This window comes from Stenotrophomonas mori (assembly GCF_023556335.1).
In the GTDB taxonomy this organism is placed as follows: domain Bacteria; phylum Pseudomonadota; class Gammaproteobacteria; order Xanthomonadales; family Xanthomonadaceae; genus Stenotrophomonas; species Stenotrophomonas mori.
In genome coordinates this window covers 1,054,176-1,071,875 of the sequence record NZ_JAIKTS010000001.1, presented here as the reverse complement: position 1 = coordinate 1,071,875, position 17,700 = coordinate 1,054,176, and the positions used below count along the sequence as shown (strand labels likewise).

The window sequence follows — 17,700 nt, the reverse complement described above, 5'->3', positions numbered from 1 at the left end:
AAAAAATCCGAATGACCATGCGTATCGCCATCCTTGGTGCCGGCCCCAGTGGCCTGGCGCAACTCCGTGCGTTCGAATCCGCCCGCAGGGCGGGGGCACAGGTGCCGGAAATCGTCTGCTACGAAAAGCAGTCCGACCTCGGGGGAATGTGGAACTACACATGGCGCACGGGACTGGATGCCTATGGCGAGCCGGTGCACGGCAGCATGTACCGCTACCTCTGGTCGAACGGGCCGAAGGAGGCGCTGGAGTTCGCCGACTACAGCTTCGAGGAGCATTTCGGCCGCCCGATCGCCTCCTATCCGCCACGGGCGGTGCTGCGCGACTACATCATGGGGCGCATCGAGAAGAGCGGCGTGCGCGACCAGATCCGCTTCAACATGGCGGTGCAGTGGGTGGACTACTCGGAGGAGACCGGGCGCTTCAGCGTCACCGTGCGCGACCTGAAGAAGGACGAGCTGGTCACCGAGGAGTTCGACCGGGTGATCGTCGCCACCGGCCATTTCTCCACCCCCAACGCGCCGTTCTTCGAGGGGCTCGAACGGTTCCCCGGGCGCGTGCTGCATGCGCACGATTTCCGCGATGCCTGCGAGTTCACCGACAAGGACCTGCTGCTGGTCGGCAGCAGCTACTCGGCCGAGGACATCGGCACGCAGTGCCACAAGTACGGCGCCAAGTCGGTGACGTTCAGCTACCGCAGCGCACCGATGGGCTACGACTGGCCGCAGGCATTCGACGAGAAGCCGTTGCTGCTGCGGGTCGAGGGCAACACCGCGCACTTCGCCGACGGCAGCCGCAAGGACGTGGACGCGATCATCCTGTGCACCGGCTACCAGCACCACTTCCCGTTCCTGCCCGATGCGCTGACCCTGCGCACCCGCAACCGCTTGTACCCGGGCGACCTGTACAAGGGCGTGTTCTGGATCGACAACCCCAAGCTGATCTACCTGGGCATGCAGGACCAGTACTACACCTTCAACATGTTCGATGCGCAGGCCTGGTATGCGCGCGACGTGATCCTGGGCACGAGGGCGCTGCCCGACGCCGATGCGATGCGTGCCGACAGCCAGGCATGGCTGGCCCGCGAGGAGGCCTGCGCGGGCGCGGAGGACGATATCGACTTCCAGACCGCCTACGTGCGCGACCTGCTCGATGCCACCGACTACCCGGACTTCAACGTGGAAGCCGTGGCGACGCTGTTCAAGCGGTGGAAGCACGACAAGAAGCAGGACATCCTCGGCTACCGCAACTGCAGCTACCGCTCCGTGCTGACCGGCACCCTGGCGCCGCCGCACCACACCCCGTGGATGGAGGCGATGGACGATTCGCTGGAGGCGTTCCTGGCCGACAGCACGCTAGAGGAAGAGCCGCAGCGGCGGATTGCCTGATCCCGGGCGCGGGGAGCGCCGGTCTCAGTCAATCCGCCGCCCTCGGCAGGTCGATGTCGGTCAGGCGCCAGCGCAGGCCTTGGCGGGTGAGCACGAAGACCACCGTGCCCCCGTCGTCCAGCGGCCGGCTGGCGGTGAAGCGCGACAGCGACTCATAGCGTCCGCGCGCGCCCTGCAGGGGCCGCGCGGGCGCGGGCGATCCCCAGGTGTCGCCATCGGCGGTGGTGCCGGTGGCGCGCTGCCACACGACATGGCCCTGCAGCAGGGCCGCGATGCCGGCGGGGGTGACCATCAGGTCCACGCCGGCGCCGCCGAGCTGCCCGGCCATGGCCAGCGCCAGGGCACCGAACCGGCTGGACTGCAGGTCGCTGCCGGCGCGCCGCACCAGTTCGTCGTCCAGGTGCGCCTTGAGGTTGAGGCGCAGCGTCGGGAAGTCGACATGGCGGGACAGGCGTGCCACGTCGCGCCGTTCGATGGCCTGGCCGATGCCGCGCATCGCCATCCACGGGCCGGCGGCCACATAGGCGACAAGCACTGCGAGCAGGGCGGCGGCGATCGCCGGAAGCGTGCGCCGGCTCATGCGTGTCCTCCAGGCAGGCACCGCGCGACCGGGCCGTCAGCGGCGGCGGGCGGCGGGGTATCGCTCCGGCGCGGAAGGTGCAGGGCGGTCATGGACGCGGCTCCGGTAGGCGGCTGCCGGCAAGGGTGCCGCAAATCCGGCGGCCCGGCGTGAAGCCGGTGCTCAGAACTCCAGGTCGAGCGCCGCGCACAGGTAGTCGACGAACGGCGCCAGCGCCGCCAGGTCGCGGGCCAGCACCTGGCGCAGGCGCGGCCCGGTCATGGTGGCGTCGTCGAGCGTTCGCCACAGCACCCAGTTGCGGTGCTTGAGATCGTCGATGAACTCGAAGTCGGCCGGAAAGCCGCGGGGTGGCCGCACCAGCTTCTCGCTGGTCTCGAACGCGTAGCGGCGGCGCGTGGCCGGTGCGTGCGCGGCCTGCTTCCAGCCGCCCGGGTTGTCGAGGATGAAGGTGCGGATGCGGCGCTGGGTTTCGGTTTCCGGGTGCCAGATGCCGGCGCCGACGAAGCTGTTTTCCGGCGCCAGGTGGATGTAGTACGACGGCGCAGGCACCTGCCGCCGGCGTTCGTGGAACAGGCGCGCACCCTGCCAGGTCTTGTAGGGGGTCTTGTCGTTGGAGAAGCGCGAGTCGCGGTGGATGCGGAACAGCGAGCCGCCGACGGTGCGCGGGTCGGCGCGGAAGTGCGTGCTGACCTGCGCCAGGTCCGGCTGCAGGTCGGCGATCAGGCGCAGGAACGGCTGGCGGACGTGCGCGTCGTAGTCCTGCTTGTGCTCGGTGAACCAGGGCTTTTCGTTGTGGAGGGCCAGCTGGCGGAGGAAGCTGAAGCTGGCGTCGCTGAAATATCGGCTCATAGCGAATCCTGCACGGTCTGGCCCCACCGCTCCAGCGCGTCGAGCAGCGCCAGCGAGGCGGGGGCGTCATGGTGTTCCTGGCGCAGGGCGAGGATCTGCGCGACGTAGTCGGGCAGCAGTTGCTCGCCGAGCCCGGGGGTGTCGAACAGGCGCTGGCGGCGGTAGCCGTCCCAGCGTGCGCGTTCGCCGGCGTCCAGGGTCTGCGGGTGGTTGCGGGCGCGGTAGCGGAACAGCAGCTCCGGCAGGCGCGGGTCACGGAACTGGTCCTGCATCTGCGCCAGCTGCGGCGGCGGGCAGGTGCGCACCCGTGCCAGCTGGGCGCGGTCGCCCTCGGCCAGGAAGCCGTCGTACAGCGCGCCGTCCGGGTCGGGCGGCGCGGCGTCCGGACGGTCGCGGGCGAATACCCGTCGCACCTTCTCGGCCAGTTCCGGGCCATGGGCGCGCAGCTGGGCGGCACGCGCCTCCACCGCCTGTGGGTCGATGCCCAGCCGTTCGAAGTCGGGCGCGCGCAGGTGGTTCCACGCCACCAGCGCCGGCACCTTGTTCAGGTGCACCTCCTTCAACGGAATGCGCGGCTGGCCTTCGGGCAGGTCGGCGGCGCGGGTGTACAGGCGCTGCGCGATCTCTTCGGCCGACAGGTCCAGCAGCGCCTGGGGATCGCCGTCCAGGTCGAACACGATCACCCGGTTGCCGATGTGCGGGTGGGTGGCCAGCGGCAGCACCGCCGCCGCGCACAGGCGGCTGGCGGGGTAGCGCATCGAGACATGCAGCGCCGGACGCATGCCGACCACGTCCAGCAGGCTGGCGGCGAAGCGCTTGTCGCGCAGCTTCAGCGCGTACTCCCACAGGCGCGGCTGTGCCTGCCGGAACTTCCGTGCCATGCCGAGGGTGGCATACACGTCGGACAGCGCTTCGTGGGCATCGCCTTGCCGCACGCCGTTGGCCAGGGCCAGGTGCTCGAGCTTGAACGAGGGGGCCCCGTCCTCGCGCGCCGGCCAGGCGATGCCGTCCGGCCGCAGGGCGTGCGCCAGGCGCAGCATGTCCAGCAGGTCCCAGCGCGAATTGCCGCTGCGCCACTCGCGCTCGTAGGGGTCGAAGAAGTTGCGGAACAGGCCGTGGCGGACGAACTCGTCGTCGAAGCGCAGGGTGTTGTAGCCCAGCGTGCAGGTCTGCGGGCGGGCCATCAGTTCGTGGATGCGGGCGAACGCCTCGGCCTCGGTCACGCCCTCGGCCAGGGCATGCTGCGGGGTGATCCCGGTGATCAGTGTGGCGATGGGCGAGGGCAGCAGGTCGTCGGCGGGCCTGACGAAGAAGCTGACCGGCTCCTCGACCGGCTGCAACCGCATATCGGTACGTACCGCGGCGAACTGCGCGATGCGGGTGCGGCGCGGATCCTGGCCGAAGGTTTCCAGGTCGTAGAAGAGAAAGCTGTCAGCCATGCAGGTCCTCCCGGGGGCCGGCCGGTGTCGTGGCGGCGGCGGGGAAAGCCGCGGGTCGCCGTCGGCGTGCCATCAGTGCGCTCCCGGCAGCACCGGCAGCTGCGCATGCACCGCCTGTTGCAGCGCCTTCCAGTCGATGTGCTCCAAGGTGGCGTGGCCGGCGGTGGCCTGGGCGAGGATACGCTGCTGCTGCCGGGTACGCTCGAGCGCCACCGCATAGGGCGTGTCCAGGAACGTGACCATGGTGTAGTGCGGCACGAACCGGGTGGGCCAGCGCCGCTGCAGCTCGCGCTCCAGCTCGCGCTGCAGCAGGAAGCCGGGATCGGCGACGTGGTCGCGCATCTCCAGGTAGTTGTCCAGCGCCATCTGCTGGATCGCCGCTGCATTGGGCTTGCGCTCGGCCTCGAACGCGGCGAAGGCCTCGGCGGTATCGGGATGCGCTTCCAGCAGGTCGGCCAGTGCCACGCAGTCCTCGAACGCGCAGTTCATGCCCTGCCCGTGGAACGGCACCATCGCATGCGCCGCGTCGCCGAGCAGCACCGCGCTGCCGCCCAGGTGCCAGCGTTCCAGGTACAGGGTGCCCAGCAGGCCGGGCGGGTGCTGCTCCCAGTCGTGGCACAGGTGCGGGATCAGCGGCAGCGCATCGGCGAACTCGCGCGCGAACAGGGCCCGGGCCTCGGCACCGCTGCGCACCGTGGCGAAACCGGGGTCGCCCTCGTTGGGCAGGAACAGGGTGACGGTGAAGGTGCCTTCGTCGTTGGGCAGGGCGATGCACATGTAGCGTCCCCGCGGCCAGATGTGCAGGGCATTGGCCTCGATCCGGAAGCGGCCGTCGGGACCGGGCGGAATCTCGAGTTCCTTGTAGGAATGGTCGAGGAATTCGGTGCGCTCGCCCAGCGGCGCGCGGCGGTTCATCGCCGCGCGCAGCGCCGACCCGGCGCCGTCGGCCCCGATCAGCGGGGTGTCGAAATGCACGTCGCGCGGCTGGTCGTCGCGGTCGTCGATGAAGCGCGCGTGGCCGGCGTCGAAATCCACGGTGTGCAGGCGGTGGTGGAAATGGAAGCGCGCGCCGGCGTCCTCGGCGAGCTGCAGCAGCGTGGTGTTGAGGTTCTTGCGGTGCACCGACCAGATGACTTCGCTGTCGTCACGGCCATAGCGCTGCAGTTGCGGCGTGCCACCGCCGCGCGGGTGCACCATGCGCCCGCGCATCATCACCGTGCGCGCCATCACCGCGTCCTCGACGCCGGCGCGGCGCAGGGCCATGCGTCCGCGCTCGGCCAGCGCCAGGTTGATCGAGCGGCCGCTCTCGTAGTCGGCCACGCGTGGATCGCCGCGCCGCTCGTAGACGGTGACACGCCAGCCGCGGCGCGAGAGCAGGGTGGCAAGCAGCGAACCGGCCAGGCCGGCGCCGATCAGGGTCAGGTGACGCGGGGGGGAAACGCTCAAGTCGGGAGTTCCGTTGCGGGATGTCCGCGTTCGATGGCGATGCCCGGCGCCGGCGGGAAAAGCCGGGCCGCCGGGGAGGAATGGGGCGGGAGCGGTGGCGCGGGCGGTCCCGGTTCAGCGGTGGGCCCAGCGCTCGACCTCGTCGACGAAGCGCTGCACATCCTGGTAGCGGTTGTACATCGGGGTCGGGGCGATGCGGATCACGTCCGGCTCCCGCCAGTCGCCGAGCACGCCGACCGACTGCAGGTAGTCGAACAGCGAGCGGCCCTGCTCGCGGCCGCCGGCCACGCGCAGGGACAGCTGGCAGCCGCGCTGCTCCGGCTCGGCCGGAGTGATGATCTGCAGCACGTTGGACAGGCGCGACTGCACCAGTGCCTCGAGATGCCCGGTCAGCCGCAGCGACTTGCGCCGCAGGGCCTCCATGCCGGCCTGCTCGAACAGTGCCAGCGAGGCGCGCAGCGGCGCCAGCCCGAGCACCGGGGGGTTGCTCAGCTGCCAGCCTTCGGCGCCGGCCTCGGGCACGAACTCCGGGGCCATTCGGAAGCGCGTGGACTGCTCATGGCCCCACCAGCCGGCGAAGCGCGGCAGCGTGGCGTCGCGGGCATGGCGCTCGTGCACGAAGCAGCCGGCGACCGCCCCGGGCCCGCTGTTGAGGTATTTGTAGTGGCACCACACCGCGAAATCGGGCGCGACGTCGTGCAGCGCCAGCGGCACATTGCCGACCGAGTGGGCCAGGTCGAAGCCGATGCGGGCGCCCTGCGCGCGCGCCAGCCGGGTGACCGCGTCCAGGTCGAAGGCCTGGCCGGTGCGGTACTGCACGCCCGGCCACAGCACCAGCGCCACGCGCTTGCCATGCTCGGCGAGCGCCTGCTCCAGGGCCTGCATCGACACGTTGCCATCGGCGCCGGGCGGCACTTCGACCAGGTCGGTGGCCGGGTCGAACCCATGGAAGCGGATCTGCGCCTCGACCGCATGGCGGTCGGTGGGGAAGGCGCCGGCCTCCATCAGGATCGCCGGGCGTTCGCGCGTGGGCCGGTAGAAGCTGACCATCATCAGGTGCAGGTTCACGCTCAGCGTGTTCATCGCCACCACTTCGAGCGGCTGCGCGCCGACCACGCCGGCCAGCGCGTCGCGCACCAGGCGGTGGTAGTTCATCCACTGCGTGGGGCCGGTGAAGTGGCCTTCCACGGCGATCCGCGCCCACAGGTCCATCACTTCCTGGACCATGGCCTGCGCGCCGCGCGGCTGCAGGCCCAGGGAGTTGCCGACGAAGTAGGCCTGGTCGCCGCCCTGGTGCCGGGGGAACAGGAACTCATCGCGCAGCGAGCGCAGCGGGTCGGCGGCATCGAGCGCGGCGGCGTGGGCCGGGGACAGGGGGTCGTTCATCGGCAGGCACACATCGGAAATGACGCCGCAGTGTAGCGCCATGCACCGGGGGTTTCCGTTGCCGGTCCGTCAACCGGCCCGCGCGGGGCGGGGCCGGACGGACGGCTCAGGGGCTGCCGGGCGGCAGCGGGTGCAGCGCACCGCAGCGCCCGCAGGTGCGGTGCGCCAGCGAGGCGTGGAAACGCTCGAACAGCCTGGGCAGGTCGGTCTCGATGTTGCCCAGGTGGAAGAATTCCTCGTGCAGCTTGTGGTTGCACTGTTCGCAATGCCAGGCCACGCCATCGAGCTCGTGCGCCAGCCGCTTGCGCTCGACCACCAGTCCGACGCTGCCGGCCGGGCGCCGCGGCGAGTGCGGCACCCGCGGCGGCAGCAGGAAGATCTCGCCGGCACGGATCGGGATGTCGCGCACCGCACCGTCCTCCTGCACCTTGAGCACCATCTCGCCCTCGAGCTGGTAGAACCACTCCGGGCCTTCGTCGTAGTGGAAGTCGGTGCGGGTGTTGGGGCCGCCCACGACCATGACGATGAAATCGCCGTTGTCGATCATCCGGTTGCCGACCGGCGGCCGGAGCAGGTGGCGGTGCTCCTCGATCCAGGCCTGCAGGTTGATGGGCGAAGCGAGCATGCTCGGCGCTCCCGGGTCAGTCGCGCCGGCCGCGGCGCGGGATGAAGGACAGCGCCTTGGCATAGGCGGGCAGCAGCTCGTCGGGGCCGCCGACGTCGATGCCCATCTCGCGCACGCGGCCGTCCTTCAGGCTGTAGACCCAGCCATGCACCATCAGCTTCTGTCCGCGCGACCATGCGTCCTGGACGATGGTCGAGCGGCAGGCGTTGGCGACCTGCTCGATCACGTTGAGCTCGCACAGCCGCGCGTGGCGCAGCGTCGGGTCGTCGATCGCCTCGAGGATCGCGGCATGCTTCTGGGCGACGTCGCCGACATGCCGCAGCCAGTTGTCGGCCAGGCCGACGCGGGTGTTGTGCAGGCAGGCATGCACGCCGCCGCAGCCGTAGTGGCCGACGATCAGGATGTGCTTGACCTTGAGCTGGTCCACCGCGTACTGGATCACGCTCAGGCAGTTGAGGTCGGTGTGCACCACCACGTTGGCGACGTTGCGGTGGACGAACACCTCGCCCGGCGCCATGCCGATGATCTGGTTGGCCGGCACCCGCGAATCGGAGCAGCCGATCCACAGGTACTCGGGGTGCTGCTGCATGGACAGGCGGTCGAAGAAGCTCGGGTCTTCCTGCTCGATGCGGTCGGCCCACTCGCGGTTGTTGGCCAGCAGTTGGTGGATGTCTTTCATGGGGGCGTGTCCCTGGAGAAGGCGGAGCGGGACGCGGCGCAGGCGCGCGCGCCATCGGGAGGAGCGGACGGCCGGGGCGCCAGCGCGGGCGGTCCGCCTGGCGGCAGCGCCGAGGCGGCCGGCGTGCGCGGGAGGGCGCGCGCGCTCAGGCGCGGCGTCCCAGTGACTGCACCATGCGGCCGCGCAGTCCGGCATCGTCGTCGGCCTGCGGCGGCCGGACCTCGTGCAGCGAGAAACCGCGGGCCAGGGCGTCGTCCTCGTCGAGGCCGTCGAAGGCGACGAATTCGGCGTCGAACAGCTGCGCGCGCGCGGTGTCCTCGCTGTCGTAGCTGAGCAGGTTGCCGTCGCTGTCCAGCACCTCGGCGGTGCCGGCCGGGCGGATCCGCAGGCGCGCCCAGATCAGGGTGGTGCCGAGGCTGGCCAGCCACCACTGGTCGGCGGGCGCGTTGACATCGTTCATTTCATCACCTGGGAGTAGAGCCAGAGCAACAGCGCCAGGCCCAGCGCCAGCCACATCACCACCAGGGCGATGCGTGCCGGGGTGGCCAGGCCGCTCAGCGAACGGTCGCCGAGGGCGCGGTAGTGCCCGCAGACCAGCCAGCGCAGGGCCTTGCCGTCGAGGAACGGGAAGGGGCCGAAGCCGGCGGTGGTGCCGGGGTGGCGGTCGCGGATGTGGATCAGGGTCAGCGGCCAGAAGATCAGCAGCGCACTGAAGCCGGCGATGGCGACGCCCACGAAGCACAGGGCCAGGAACAGGATCATGGGCGCCGGCCCGGTTGCGCCGGCGCGGACGGCAGTGCGGCCACGGACCCGCCTGCGGGCACTGGAAGGGGGGCGCACTGTCGTCTCATGCTGGGTCCTCGCCGTGTGGATCAGAATTCCGCCGAGCCGGGCGCGCGCGGGTACGGTATCGCGTCGCGGATGTTGGACAGGCCGCAGACATACACCACCAGGCGCTCGAAGCCCAGGCCGAAGCCGGCGTGCGGCACCGAGCCGTAGCGGCGGAAATCGCGGTACCACTGGTAGTGCGCCGGGTCCAGGCCGAACTGCGCCATGCGCGCGTCCAGCACGTCCAGGCGCTCCTCGCGCTGGCTGCCGCCGATGATCTCGCCGATGCCCGGGGCCAGCACGTCCATCGCCGCGACGGTCCGGCCGTCGTCGTTCAGGCGCATGTAGAACGCCTTGAAGTGCTCGGGGTAGTTGGTCACCACCACCGGGCGGCCGACATGCTCCTCGGTCAGCCAGCGCTCGTGCTCGGTCTGCAGGTCCAGGCCCCATTCGACCGGGTAGTCGAACTTCCTGCCCGACTTCTGCAGCAGGGTGATCGCGTCGGAGTACTCGATGCGCTCGAACGGCGCGTTGACGAAGGCCTCCAGGCGGGTGACGGCATCCTTCTGCACGCGCTCGGCGATGAAGGCCATGTCGTCGGCGCGCTCGTCGAGCACGGCGCGGAACAGGTACTTCAGGAATTCCTCGGCGACACGGGCGTTCTCGCTGAGGTCGGCGAAGGCGATCTCCGGCTCCACCATCCAGAATTCGGCCAGGTGGCGGGTGGTGTGGCTGTTCTCGGCGCGGAAGGTCGGGCCGAAGGTGTAGACCTTGCTCAGCGCCAGGCAGTAGGCCTCGACGTTGAGCTGGCCGGAGACGGTCAGGAAGGTTTCCTTGCCGAAGAAGTCCTGGCCGAAATCGACGCCGCCGTCCCCGCCGCGCGGCAGGTTGGCCATGTCCAGCGTGGAGACGCGGAACATCTGCCCGGCGCCCTCGGCGTCGGAGGTGGTGATGATCGGCGTGCTGATCCAGTAGAAGCCGTTCTCGTGGAAATACCGGTGCACCGCCTTGGCCAGGCAGTCGCGGATGCGGGTGACCGCGCCGAACAGGTTGGTGCGCGGGCGCAGGTGCGCCACCTCGCGCAGGAACTCCGGCGACATCGGCTTGGGCTGGATCGGGTAGGTCAGCGGGTCCTCGACCCAGCCGACGATCTCCATGCGCTCGCCCTGGATCTCGAAGCTCTGGCCCTTGCCCTGCGACTTGACCAGCTTGCCGGTGGCGATCACCGAGCAGCCCGGGGTCAGGCGCTTGATGTCCTCGAAATTGCCCAGCGCATCGGTGGCCACCACCTGGATCGGGGCGAAGCCGGAGCCGTCGCTGACGTTGACGAAGGCCAGTCCGGCCGAGCCGCGCACCGTGCGCACCCAACCGCGAACCGTGACTTCTCCGCCTTCCGGGTATTTCCCGGCCAGGGCGTGTGCAACGCTGACCACCGTCATGACTTGAATCCTCTGCCGATCGACTCGATCTGTGAATACGGAATTCTAGCGGCTGCGCGGGCCGGCAGGCGAGGATTATCGCCTCCCCCGGCGCGGGTGCCGCCGGGTTTTCCTATAATCGTCCTGCATTCCCCGGAGTCTTCGCCATGGCCATCCACCTCACTCCCGTCGCCCATGCCCGTGTCCAGCGCTTCGTCGCCCAGACCCCGGGCGCGCTCGGCCTGCGCTTCGGCGTGGAACGCACCGGATGTTCCGGATGGGGCCACGTGACCGACCTGGCGCGCGAGCAGCGCGAGGGCGACACCGTGTTCGAGCAGGAGGGGGTGCGCATCTTCGTCGATGCGGCAAGCCTGGCGCTGGTGGACGGCACCGAGATCGATTTCGGCAAGCACGGCCTGGGCGAGACCTTCACCTTCAAGAACCCCAACGCCACCGCCGAGTGCGGATGCGGCGAAAGCTTCACCACCGACGAAGACCACCGCTGAGGCCGGCTGGCCTCCGTCAGCGGCAGCAGGGCAGCGGCCGCGCCGCGCGGCGGCGCTCCAGGTGCATCGCCAGGACCCACAGCAGCAGGCCGGCGGCGGCGGTCGCCGCGCCGACATAGCCGGTGGCCGCATGGCCGAAGCCGGCGCCGATGGCCAGGCCGCCCAGCCAGGGCCCCAGGGCGTTGGCGGTGTTGAAGGCGGCATGGTTGGAGGCCGCGGCCAGGGTCTGGGCCTCGCCGGCCGCGTCCATCAAGCGGGTCTGCAGGGCGACGGCGAGCGCGCCCATGGTGCCGACCGCGATGATCGCCGGGGCCATGCTCCATGCCGAGCGGGCAGCCAGCGGGAACAGCAGCAGGACCCCGATCGACCACGCCAGCACCACGCCGGCGGCCCGGAACTGCAGCCGGTCGACCAGCCAGCCACCGCCGATGTTGCCGATGATCGCGCCGACGCCGAACAGGCCGACCGCGACCGGCATCCAGCGCTCGTCCATGCCGGTGACGTTGACCAGGGTGGGCGCAAGGTAGGTGAACACGCAGAACATGCCGGCGAAGCCGATCGCGCCGATCGCCAGCGCCAGCCACACCTGCGGGCGGTTGAACGCGCGCAGTTCGCGCAGGGGCGTGGTGCGGACCTCGTCCGGATCGTGGCGCAGGTGGCGTGCGACCATCGTCGCGGTGGCCAGCGCCAGCAGCGCGACCAGGGCGAAGGCGACGCGCCAGTCGAACTGCTGTCCCAGCCAGGTGGTCAGCGGGTTGCCCACCAGGATCGCGATGGACAGCCCCAGCAGCACCCGGGACACCGCGGCGCCGCGCTGTCCGGGCGGGCTGACCGCCGCGGCCACCAGCATCGCCACGCCGAAGTAGGCGCCGTGCGGCAGCCCGGCGACGAAGCGTGCCAGCAGGAGGGTGGCGTAGCTGGGGGCCAGTGCGCTGGCCAGGTTGCCCAGCGCGTAGAAGCCCATCAGCCCCAGCAGCAGGCGGCGGCGGCTGACGCTGGCGCCCAGGAAGGCCAGCAGCGGTGCGCCGACCACCACGCCGATGGCGTAGGCGCTGATCAGGTGCCCGACCTGGGCCTCGCTGATCGCCAGGCCACGGCTGATCTCCAGCATCAGGCCCATGCTGGCGAACTCGCTGGTGCCGATGGCGAAGCCGCCCAGCGCGAGGGCCAGCAGCAGGAGGGCGCGTTGCCGCGGGTTCAGCGGCGCGGAGGACGGGGGGAGCGGGGGCACGGCGGTTCCGGGCGGTCGGCGGACGGCCGGGCATTGTACTGCTGCGTTGCAGCAAGGGCGTGTGCAGGCCCGTCCCGCCCCGGTGGGGTACGGCACAGGAGGCGCTTGCCCGCGGCCACTCCGCGGTGGATAATGCGCGGCTCCCTGCGCCCTGCGTGCGGGGAACCCTTGCCCCACCGCGTCCACGACGGGGGGCTGTCCGGCCCGGACGGGCCACATCCGAAAGGTAAATCAAACATGAGTCGTCATTACGAAGTCGTGTTCCTGGTCCATCCGGACCAGAGCGAGCAGGTCCCAGCCATGGTCGAGCGCTACAAGGCGCTGGTCGAGAACGGCAACGGCCAGATCCACCGTCTGGAAGACTGGGGCCGCCGCCAGCTGGCCTACCCGATCCAGAACCTGGTCAAGGCCCATTACGTGCTGATGAACATCGAGGCCGACCAGTCGGTGCTCAATGAGCTGACCGAAAGCTTCCGTTTCAACGACGCCGTGCTGCGCAACCTGGTCATCAAGCGTGACGAGGCCGAGACCGAGCAGTCGCTGATCATGAAGAGCAAGGACGAGAAGGGCGACAAGCCCGAGCGGGGCGAGCGCCGTCGTCGCGACGACGAAGAAGCTGCCAGTTCCAGCAATGAAGAAGCCGGCGACTCCGCCGCCTCTGCCGAATAAGGAGTCCGCTCATGTCCAAGTTCTTCCGTCGCCGCAAGTTCTGCAAGTTCACCGCCGAAGGGGTCAAGGAGATCGATTACAAGGATCTCAACACCCTGCGCCAGTACCTGACCGAGAACGGCAAGATCGTGCCGAGCCGCGTCACCGGCACCAAGTCCAAGTACCAGCGCCAGCTGGCCACGGCGGTCAAGCGCGCGCGTTTCCTCGCGCTGATCCCGTACACGGACAACCACGACGTCTGATCCGGAGTGCCCGGGCCGGCGCGGTGCGCCGGGTCCGGGCGGTCCCGCCGGTTCCGGCCGCGTCCCGCGGCCGGCCCGGACCCCGTCCATTCGGACAGCTGACGTTGCGCTGCGGATGTTCCGCACCGCTAACGAATAACGGAGCAAGAAAATGAAGCTGATTCTGCTGCAGAAGGTCACCAACCTGGGCAACCTGGGCGACCTGGTCGACGTCAAGCCGGGCTACGGCCGCAACTTCCTGGTGCCGCAGGGCAAGGCCGTTCCGGCCACCGAGGCCAATGTCGCCGCGTTCGAGACCAAGCGTGCCGAGTACGAGGCCAAGGCCAAGGCGTTCCACGACGATGCCGAAGCCCGTGCCGCCAAGTTCGCCGACGCCAGCGTCACCATCGGTGCGCATGCCTCGGCCGAAGGCAAGCTGTACGGCTCGGTCGGCCCGCGCGACATCGCCGAGGCCTTCACCGCCGCCGGCCTGGCGCTGGAGAAGAGCGAGGTCATCCTCGGCGAAGGTGCGTTCCGCACGGTGGGCGAGTACGACGTGCTGATCAAGCTGCACGCCGACGTGGAAGCCACCGTCAAGGTCGTCGTCGAAGCCGACGCCTGATCCGGGCCGCGTAGCCAGCATCTGGACGGGCGCCGCAAGGCGCCCGTTTGCGTTTCCGCGTCCCCGGCGGGCGCGGGGTGGCCGGCGCGGTTCGACGCCGCCGCGCCCGGCCCGTACCCTTGCCGGAACCGGCGCCGTGCCCGGGACAGCCGGGCGCCGCGGGCGTCCCGGGTGCGCGGGCGGGTCCTTCTCGCCCTCCGGGGGGAGGGGCTTATACTCCCCGCGGACCGTTTTTCCAACGTCCCGACCTCCCGGAAACCCTTCACGGTGCCGCCCGACCGGCCCGGCACTGGAACCTCCCGCCCCATGCGTCTATCCACGATCAAGCTGTCCGGATTCAAGTCGTTCGTCGATCCCACGACGCTGCACCTGCCGACCAACATGACCGGGGTGGTCGGCCCCAACGGCTGCGGCAAGTCCAACATCATCGATGCGGTGCGCTGGGTGATGGGCGAGAGCTCGGCCAGCCGCCTGCGCGGCGACTCGCTGACCGACGTCATCTTCTCCGGCTCGGCCGGCCGCAAGCCGGTGTCCCAGGCCACGGTGGAGCTGATCTTCGACAACAGCGACCACACCATCGCCGGCGAGTACGCCTCGTTCAACGAGATCTCGGTCAAGCGCCTGGTCAGCCGCGACGGCAGCAGCAACTACTACCTCAACGGCACCCGCTGCCGGCGGCGCGACATCACCGACCTGTTCCTGGGCACCGGGCTGGGCCCGCGCAGCTACTCGATCATCGAGCAGGGCATGATCAGCCAGATCATCGAGGCGCGCCCGGAAGACCTGCGCGTGTACCTGGAAGAGGCCGCGGGCATTTCCAAGTACAAGGAGCGGCGCAAGGAGACCGAGACCCGCATCCGCCACACGCGCGAGAACCTGGACCGCCTGGACGACCTGCGCGAGGAGATCGGCAAGCAGCTCGAACACCTGCGGCGCCAGGCGCGCCAGGCCGAGCAGTACCAGGCGCTGCAGGAAGAGCGCCGGATCAAGGACGCGCAGTGGAAGGCCCTGGAGTACCGCGGCCTGGACACCCGGCTGGGCGGCCTGCGCGAGGCGCTGGCGGGCGAGGAGACCCGGCTGCAGCAGCTGATCGCCGAGCAGCGCGAGGCCGAGAGCCGGATCGAGACCGGCCGCGTGCGCCGCGAGGAGGCCGCCGAGGCCCTGGGCCGCGCGCAGGCCGACGTCTACCAGGTCGGCAGCACGCTGGCGCGGCTGGAGCAGCAGATCCAGCACCAGCGCGAGATGGCGCAGCGGCTGCACAAGGCGCGCGACGAGACCCGCCAGGCGTTGACCGAGCTGGGCCAGCACATCAGCGGCGACGAGACGCGCCTGGGCGTGCTGCGCGAAGCGGCGCAGGAGGCCGAGCCGCAGCTGGAACAACTGCAGGAAGAGAACGAATTCCGCCAGGACGCCCTGCGCGAGGCCGAGACCGCGCTGCACGACTGGCAGCAGCGCTGGGAAACCCACAACCGCACCGCCTCGGAGGCGACCCGGTCCGGCGAGGTGGAACGTACCCGGGTGGACTACCTGGACCGCCAGATCCTGGAGGCCGACCGGCGCCGCGAGGCACTGGCCGCCGAGCGCGCCGGCCTGGACCTGGAAGCGCTGGCCGAGGCCTTCGAGCAGCTGCAGCTGGAGCACGAAACCCAGACGGCGGCGCTGGAGGCCTTGAACGAGCAGGTCGAGCAGCGCAAGGAAGGTGCGGCGGCGTTGCAGGACCGGCAGCGTGGCAGCCAGGCCGAACTGGCCGAGGTGCGCCAGCAGGCGCAGGCCGCGCGCGGCCGGCTGTCCTCGCTGGAAACCCTGCAGCAGGCCGCGCTGGGCCAGGAGCAGGGCGCCGCGGTGGCCTGGCTGAAAGCGCAGGGGCTGGATTCGGCCGCGCGCGTCGGTGAGCGCATCACCGTGGACAGCGGCTGGGAAAACGCGGTGGAAAGCGCGCTGGGCCAGCTGATCGAAGGGGTGCTGGTCGATGCCCCCGAAGCGCTGGTCGATGCGCTGGGCGAGCTGGGCGAAGGCCGCATCGCGCTGGTGTCCGATGCCGAAGGCGGCGCCGACTTCGCGCCGACCTCGCTGGCCGCGCGCGTGCAGGGCCCGCTGGCGATCCGCCGGCTGCTGGCGCGGCTGCACGGGGCCGACGACCTGGCCGCGGCGCGCGGCCTGCAGGCCACGCTGCCGGCGGGCGATTCGGTCATCACCCGCGACGGCGAACGGCTGGGCGAGGGCTGGGTGCGGGTATCGCGCCAGGGGGCCGCCAAGCAGGGCGCATTGCTGCGCGAGCGCGAGATCGTCACGCTGCGCACGCAGATCGAGGCGCTGCAGGTCCGCGAGAGCGAGCTGGAGGGCCTGTTGGGCAGTTACCGCGAGCAGTTGCTGGCGGCCGAGCAGCAGCGCGAGGAGGCACAGCGTGCGCTGTACCAGGCGCACCGCGGCGTATCGGAGCTGGCCGGGCAGATGCAGAGCCAGCGCGGACGGCTGGAGGCGGCGCGCGGGCGCATCGAGCGCATCGAGGGCGAGCTGGCGCAGTTGCTCGAGGCGCTCGACGACAGCCGCGAGCAGGCCGGCGAGGCGCGCGTGCGGCTGGAGGATGCGGTGTCCAGCATGGGCGACCTGGAAAGCGCCCGGCAGGCGCTGGAAGAAGAGCGCCGGCAGCTGACCGATGCGCGCGACCGCGCGCGCGAAGCGGCGCGCAACGTGCGCGACAGCATGCATGCGCTGGCGCTGACCCTGGAATCGCAACGTGCCCAGATCGCCTCGCTGGGCCAGGCGCTGGAGCGCATGAGCACCCAGCGCGGGCAGTTGGACTCGCGGCTGGGCGAGCTGCATTCGCAGCTGGACCAGGGCGACACGCCGGTGCAGGCGCTGGAGGCCGAGCACCAGAATGCACTGGCCGAGCGGGTCCGGGTGGACCGGGTGCTGGGCGAGGCGCGGGCGCAGCTGGAGGGCATCGATGCCGAGCTGCGCGGGCTCGAGCAGACCCGCCAGCAGCGCGACGAGCAGGCCCTGGCCCAGCGCGAACGCATCGCCCAGCGCCGGCTGGACCAGCAGGCGCTGGTGCTCAGTGCCGAGCAGCTGCAGGCGGCGGTGGAGAAGGCCGGCTTCGTGCTGGATGCGGTGGTCGCGACCCTGCCCGAGGACGCGCGCTCCGGTGACTGGGAGCAGGGCGTCCAGCAGATCGACGCACGCATGCGCCGGCTGGAGCCGGTGAACCTGGCGGCGATCCATGAATACGGCGAGGCCTCGCAGCGCTCGGAGTACCTGGAGTCGCAGCACGTGGACCTGACCACGGCGCTGGAAACGCTGGAGGACGCGATCCGCAAGATCGACCGCGAGACCCGCGGGCGCTTCAAGGAGACCTTCGACCGCGTCAACACCGGTGTCCAGGCGCTGTACCCGCGGCTGTTCGGTGGCGGCCATGCCTACCTGGAGCTGACCGGCGAAGACCTGCTCGACACCGGGGTGACGATCATGGCGCGGCCGCCGGGCAAGCGCGTCTCCAGCATCTCGCTGCTGTCCGGCGGCGAGAAGGCGATGACCGCAGTGGCGCTGGTGTTCGCCATCTTCCAGCTGAACCCGGCCCCGTTCTGCCTGCTGGACGAGGTGGACGCGCCGCTGGACGAGGCCAACGTCGGTCGCCTGGCGGGGATGGTCAAGGAAATGAGCGAGAAAGTGCAGTTCCTGTTCGTCAGCCACAACAAGGCGACGATGGAGGCCGCGCACCAGCTTTCCGGCGTGACCATGCGCGAGCCCGGCGTCAGCCGCCTGGTCAGCGTGGATCTGGAAGAGGCCGCGCGTTTGGCGGGCGCGGCATGACGT

General features: G+C 70.5%; 17 protein-coding genes. 6 read left to right on the top strand and 11 right to left on the bottom strand.

Annotation, left to right across the window (positions count from 1 at the left end):
* Positions 1–11 precede the first annotated feature (11 nt).
* Complete coding sequence (locus K5L01_RS04790; RefSeq protein ID WP_250062395.1) at positions 12–1,388, top strand: NAD(P)-binding domain-containing protein; 1,377 nt, start codon at positions 12–14, stop codon at positions 1,386–1,388.
* A 28-nt stretch (positions 1,389–1,416) separates the two neighbouring features.
* Here K5L01_RS04790 and K5L01_RS04785 read toward each other — a convergent pair whose 3' ends face one another.
* From K5L01_RS04785 to asnS, 10 genes are all read right to left on the bottom strand, one after another.
* Complete coding sequence (locus K5L01_RS04785) at positions 1,417–1,968, bottom strand: DUF2939 domain-containing protein (RefSeq protein ID WP_250062392.1); 552 nt, start codon at positions 1,966–1,968, stop codon at positions 1,417–1,419.
* A gap of 162 nt (positions 1,969–2,130) precedes the next feature.
* On the bottom strand, positions 2,131–2,817 hold the full coding sequence (locus K5L01_RS04780; protein WP_250062390.1) for a DUF2461 domain-containing protein: 687 nt from the start codon (positions 2,815–2,817) through the stop codon (positions 2,131–2,133).
* The gene (gene sbcB, locus K5L01_RS04775; protein WP_250062388.1) at positions 2,814–4,256 is read right to left on the bottom strand and encodes an exodeoxyribonuclease I; all 1,443 of its coding nucleotides are present in this window, start codon (positions 4,254–4,256) and stop codon (positions 2,814–2,816) included. Before sbcB ends, K5L01_RS04780 begins: the two co-directional genes overlap by 4 nt.
* A 72-nt stretch (positions 4,257–4,328) precedes the next feature.
* A complete protein-coding gene (locus K5L01_RS04770; protein WP_250062386.1) occupies positions 4,329–5,702 on the bottom strand; it encodes an FAD-dependent oxidoreductase in 1,374 nt (457 codons plus the stop codon).
* Between the two features lie 114 nt (positions 5,703–5,816).
* Complete coding sequence (gene kynU / locus K5L01_RS04765; protein ID WP_250062384.1) at positions 5,817–7,088, bottom strand: kynureninase; 1,272 nt, start codon at positions 7,086–7,088, stop codon at positions 5,817–5,819.
* A 106-nt stretch (positions 7,089–7,194) separates the two neighbouring features.
* Positions 7,195–7,713, bottom strand: a complete 519-nt coding sequence (locus K5L01_RS04760) for a 3-hydroxyanthranilate 3,4-dioxygenase (RefSeq protein WP_250062382.1) — start codon at positions 7,711–7,713, stop codon at positions 7,195–7,197.
* 16 nt (positions 7,714–7,729) lie between these two features.
* Complete coding sequence (can, locus tag K5L01_RS04755; RefSeq protein WP_250062379.1) at positions 7,730–8,392, bottom strand: carbonate dehydratase; 663 nt, start codon at positions 8,390–8,392, stop codon at positions 7,730–7,732.
* A gap of 145 nt (positions 8,393–8,537) precedes the next feature.
* Positions 8,538–8,852, bottom strand: a complete 315-nt coding sequence (locus K5L01_RS04750; protein ID WP_250062377.1) for a hypothetical protein — start codon at positions 8,850–8,852, stop codon at positions 8,538–8,540.
* Positions 8,849–9,154, bottom strand: a complete 306-nt coding sequence (locus tag K5L01_RS04745) for a hypothetical protein (RefSeq protein WP_250062375.1) — start codon at positions 9,152–9,154, stop codon at positions 8,849–8,851. Before K5L01_RS04745 ends, K5L01_RS04750 begins: the two co-directional genes overlap by 4 nt.
* Before the next feature lie 110 nt (positions 9,155–9,264).
* The gene (gene asnS / locus K5L01_RS04740) at positions 9,265–10,659 is read right to left on the bottom strand and encodes an asparagine--tRNA ligase (RefSeq protein ID WP_250062373.1); all 1,395 of its coding nucleotides are present in this window, start codon (positions 10,657–10,659) and stop codon (positions 9,265–9,267) included.
* Positions 10,660–10,805: 146 nt separating this feature from the next.
* Here asnS and K5L01_RS04735 point away from each other — a divergent pair, with 146 nt between their 5' ends.
* Positions 10,806–11,144 (top strand): HesB/IscA family protein, encoded by a 339-nt coding sequence (locus K5L01_RS04735; RefSeq protein WP_250062371.1) that lies wholly within the window; start codon positions 10,806–10,808, stop codon positions 11,142–11,144.
* A gap of 16 nt (positions 11,145–11,160) precedes the next feature.
* Here the strand turns inward: K5L01_RS04735 and K5L01_RS04730 are convergent, their stop codons facing one another.
* Complete coding sequence (locus K5L01_RS04730) at positions 11,161–12,375, bottom strand: MFS transporter (protein ID WP_336254076.1); 1,215 nt, start codon at positions 12,373–12,375, stop codon at positions 11,161–11,163.
* A 237-nt stretch (positions 12,376–12,612) separates the two neighbouring features.
* Between K5L01_RS04730 and rpsF the strand changes: the two genes are divergently transcribed.
* From rpsF to smc, 4 genes are all read left to right on the top strand, one after another.
* Positions 12,613–13,044, top strand: coding sequence for a 30S ribosomal protein S6 (rpsF, locus tag K5L01_RS04725; protein WP_250062369.1), 432 nt, complete (start codon positions 12,613–12,615; stop codon positions 13,042–13,044).
* Positions 13,045–13,055: 11 nt separating this feature from the next.
* Positions 13,056–13,286, top strand: coding sequence for a 30S ribosomal protein S18 (gene rpsR / locus K5L01_RS04720; RefSeq protein WP_002804494.1), 231 nt, complete (start codon positions 13,056–13,058; stop codon positions 13,284–13,286).
* A 151-nt stretch (positions 13,287–13,437) separates the two neighbouring features.
* On the top strand, positions 13,438–13,887 hold the full coding sequence (rplI, locus tag K5L01_RS04715; RefSeq protein ID WP_250062367.1) for a 50S ribosomal protein L9: 450 nt from the start codon (positions 13,438–13,440) through the stop codon (positions 13,885–13,887).
* 306 nt (positions 13,888–14,193) lie between these two features.
* The gene (gene smc / locus K5L01_RS04710) at positions 14,194–17,697 is read left to right on the top strand and encodes a chromosome segregation protein SMC (RefSeq protein WP_250062365.1); all 3,504 of its coding nucleotides are present in this window, start codon (positions 14,194–14,196) and stop codon (positions 17,695–17,697) included.
* The last annotated feature ends 3 nt before the right edge of the window (positions 17,698–17,700 follow it).

What these genes read in the sequence shown, in the direction of transcription:
- K5L01_RS04790 (WP_250062395.1), top strand. Translation starts at nt 12, where the DNA reads ATGACCATGCGTATCGCCATCCTTGGTGCCGGCCCCAGTGGCCTGGCG.
- K5L01_RS04785 (WP_250062392.1), bottom strand. Translation starts at nt 1,968, where the DNA reads ATGAGCCGGCGCACGCTTCCGGCGATCGCCGCCGCCCTGCTCGCAGTG.
- K5L01_RS04780 (WP_250062390.1), bottom strand. Translation starts at nt 2,817, where the DNA reads ATGAGCCGATATTTCAGCGACGCCAGCTTCAGCTTCCTCCGCCAGCTG.
- sbcB (WP_250062388.1), bottom strand. Translation starts at nt 4,256, where the DNA reads ATGGCTGACAGCTTTCTCTTCTACGACCTGGAAACCTTCGGCCAGGAT.
- kynU (WP_250062384.1), bottom strand. Translation starts at nt 7,088, where the DNA reads ATGAACGACCCCCTGTCCCCGGCCCACGCCGCCGCGCTCGATGCCGCC.
- K5L01_RS04760 (WP_250062382.1), bottom strand. Translation starts at nt 7,713, where the DNA reads ATGCTCGCTTCGCCCATCAACCTGCAGGCCTGGATCGAGGAGCACCGC.
- can (WP_250062379.1), bottom strand. Translation starts at nt 8,392, where the DNA reads ATGAAAGACATCCACCAACTGCTGGCCAACAACCGCGAGTGGGCCGAC.
- K5L01_RS04750 (WP_250062377.1), bottom strand. Translation starts at nt 8,852, where the DNA reads ATGAACGATGTCAACGCGCCCGCCGACCAGTGGTGGCTGGCCAGCCTC.
- K5L01_RS04745 (WP_250062375.1), bottom strand. Translation starts at nt 9,154, where the DNA reads ATGATCCTGTTCCTGGCCCTGTGCTTCGTGGGCGTCGCCATCGCCGGC.
- asnS (WP_250062373.1), bottom strand. Translation starts at nt 10,659, where the DNA reads ATGACGGTGGTCAGCGTTGCACACGCCCTGGCCGGGAAATACCCGGAA.
- K5L01_RS04735 (WP_250062371.1), top strand. Translation starts at nt 10,806, where the DNA reads ATGGCCATCCACCTCACTCCCGTCGCCCATGCCCGTGTCCAGCGCTTC.
- rpsF (WP_250062369.1), top strand. Translation starts at nt 12,613, where the DNA reads ATGAGTCGTCATTACGAAGTCGTGTTCCTGGTCCATCCGGACCAGAGC.
- rpsR (WP_002804494.1), top strand. Translation starts at nt 13,056, where the DNA reads ATGTCCAAGTTCTTCCGTCGCCGCAAGTTCTGCAAGTTCACCGCCGAA.
- rplI (WP_250062367.1), top strand. Translation starts at nt 13,438, where the DNA reads ATGAAGCTGATTCTGCTGCAGAAGGTCACCAACCTGGGCAACCTGGGC.
- smc (WP_250062365.1), top strand. Translation starts at nt 14,194, where the DNA reads ATGCGTCTATCCACGATCAAGCTGTCCGGATTCAAGTCGTTCGTCGAT.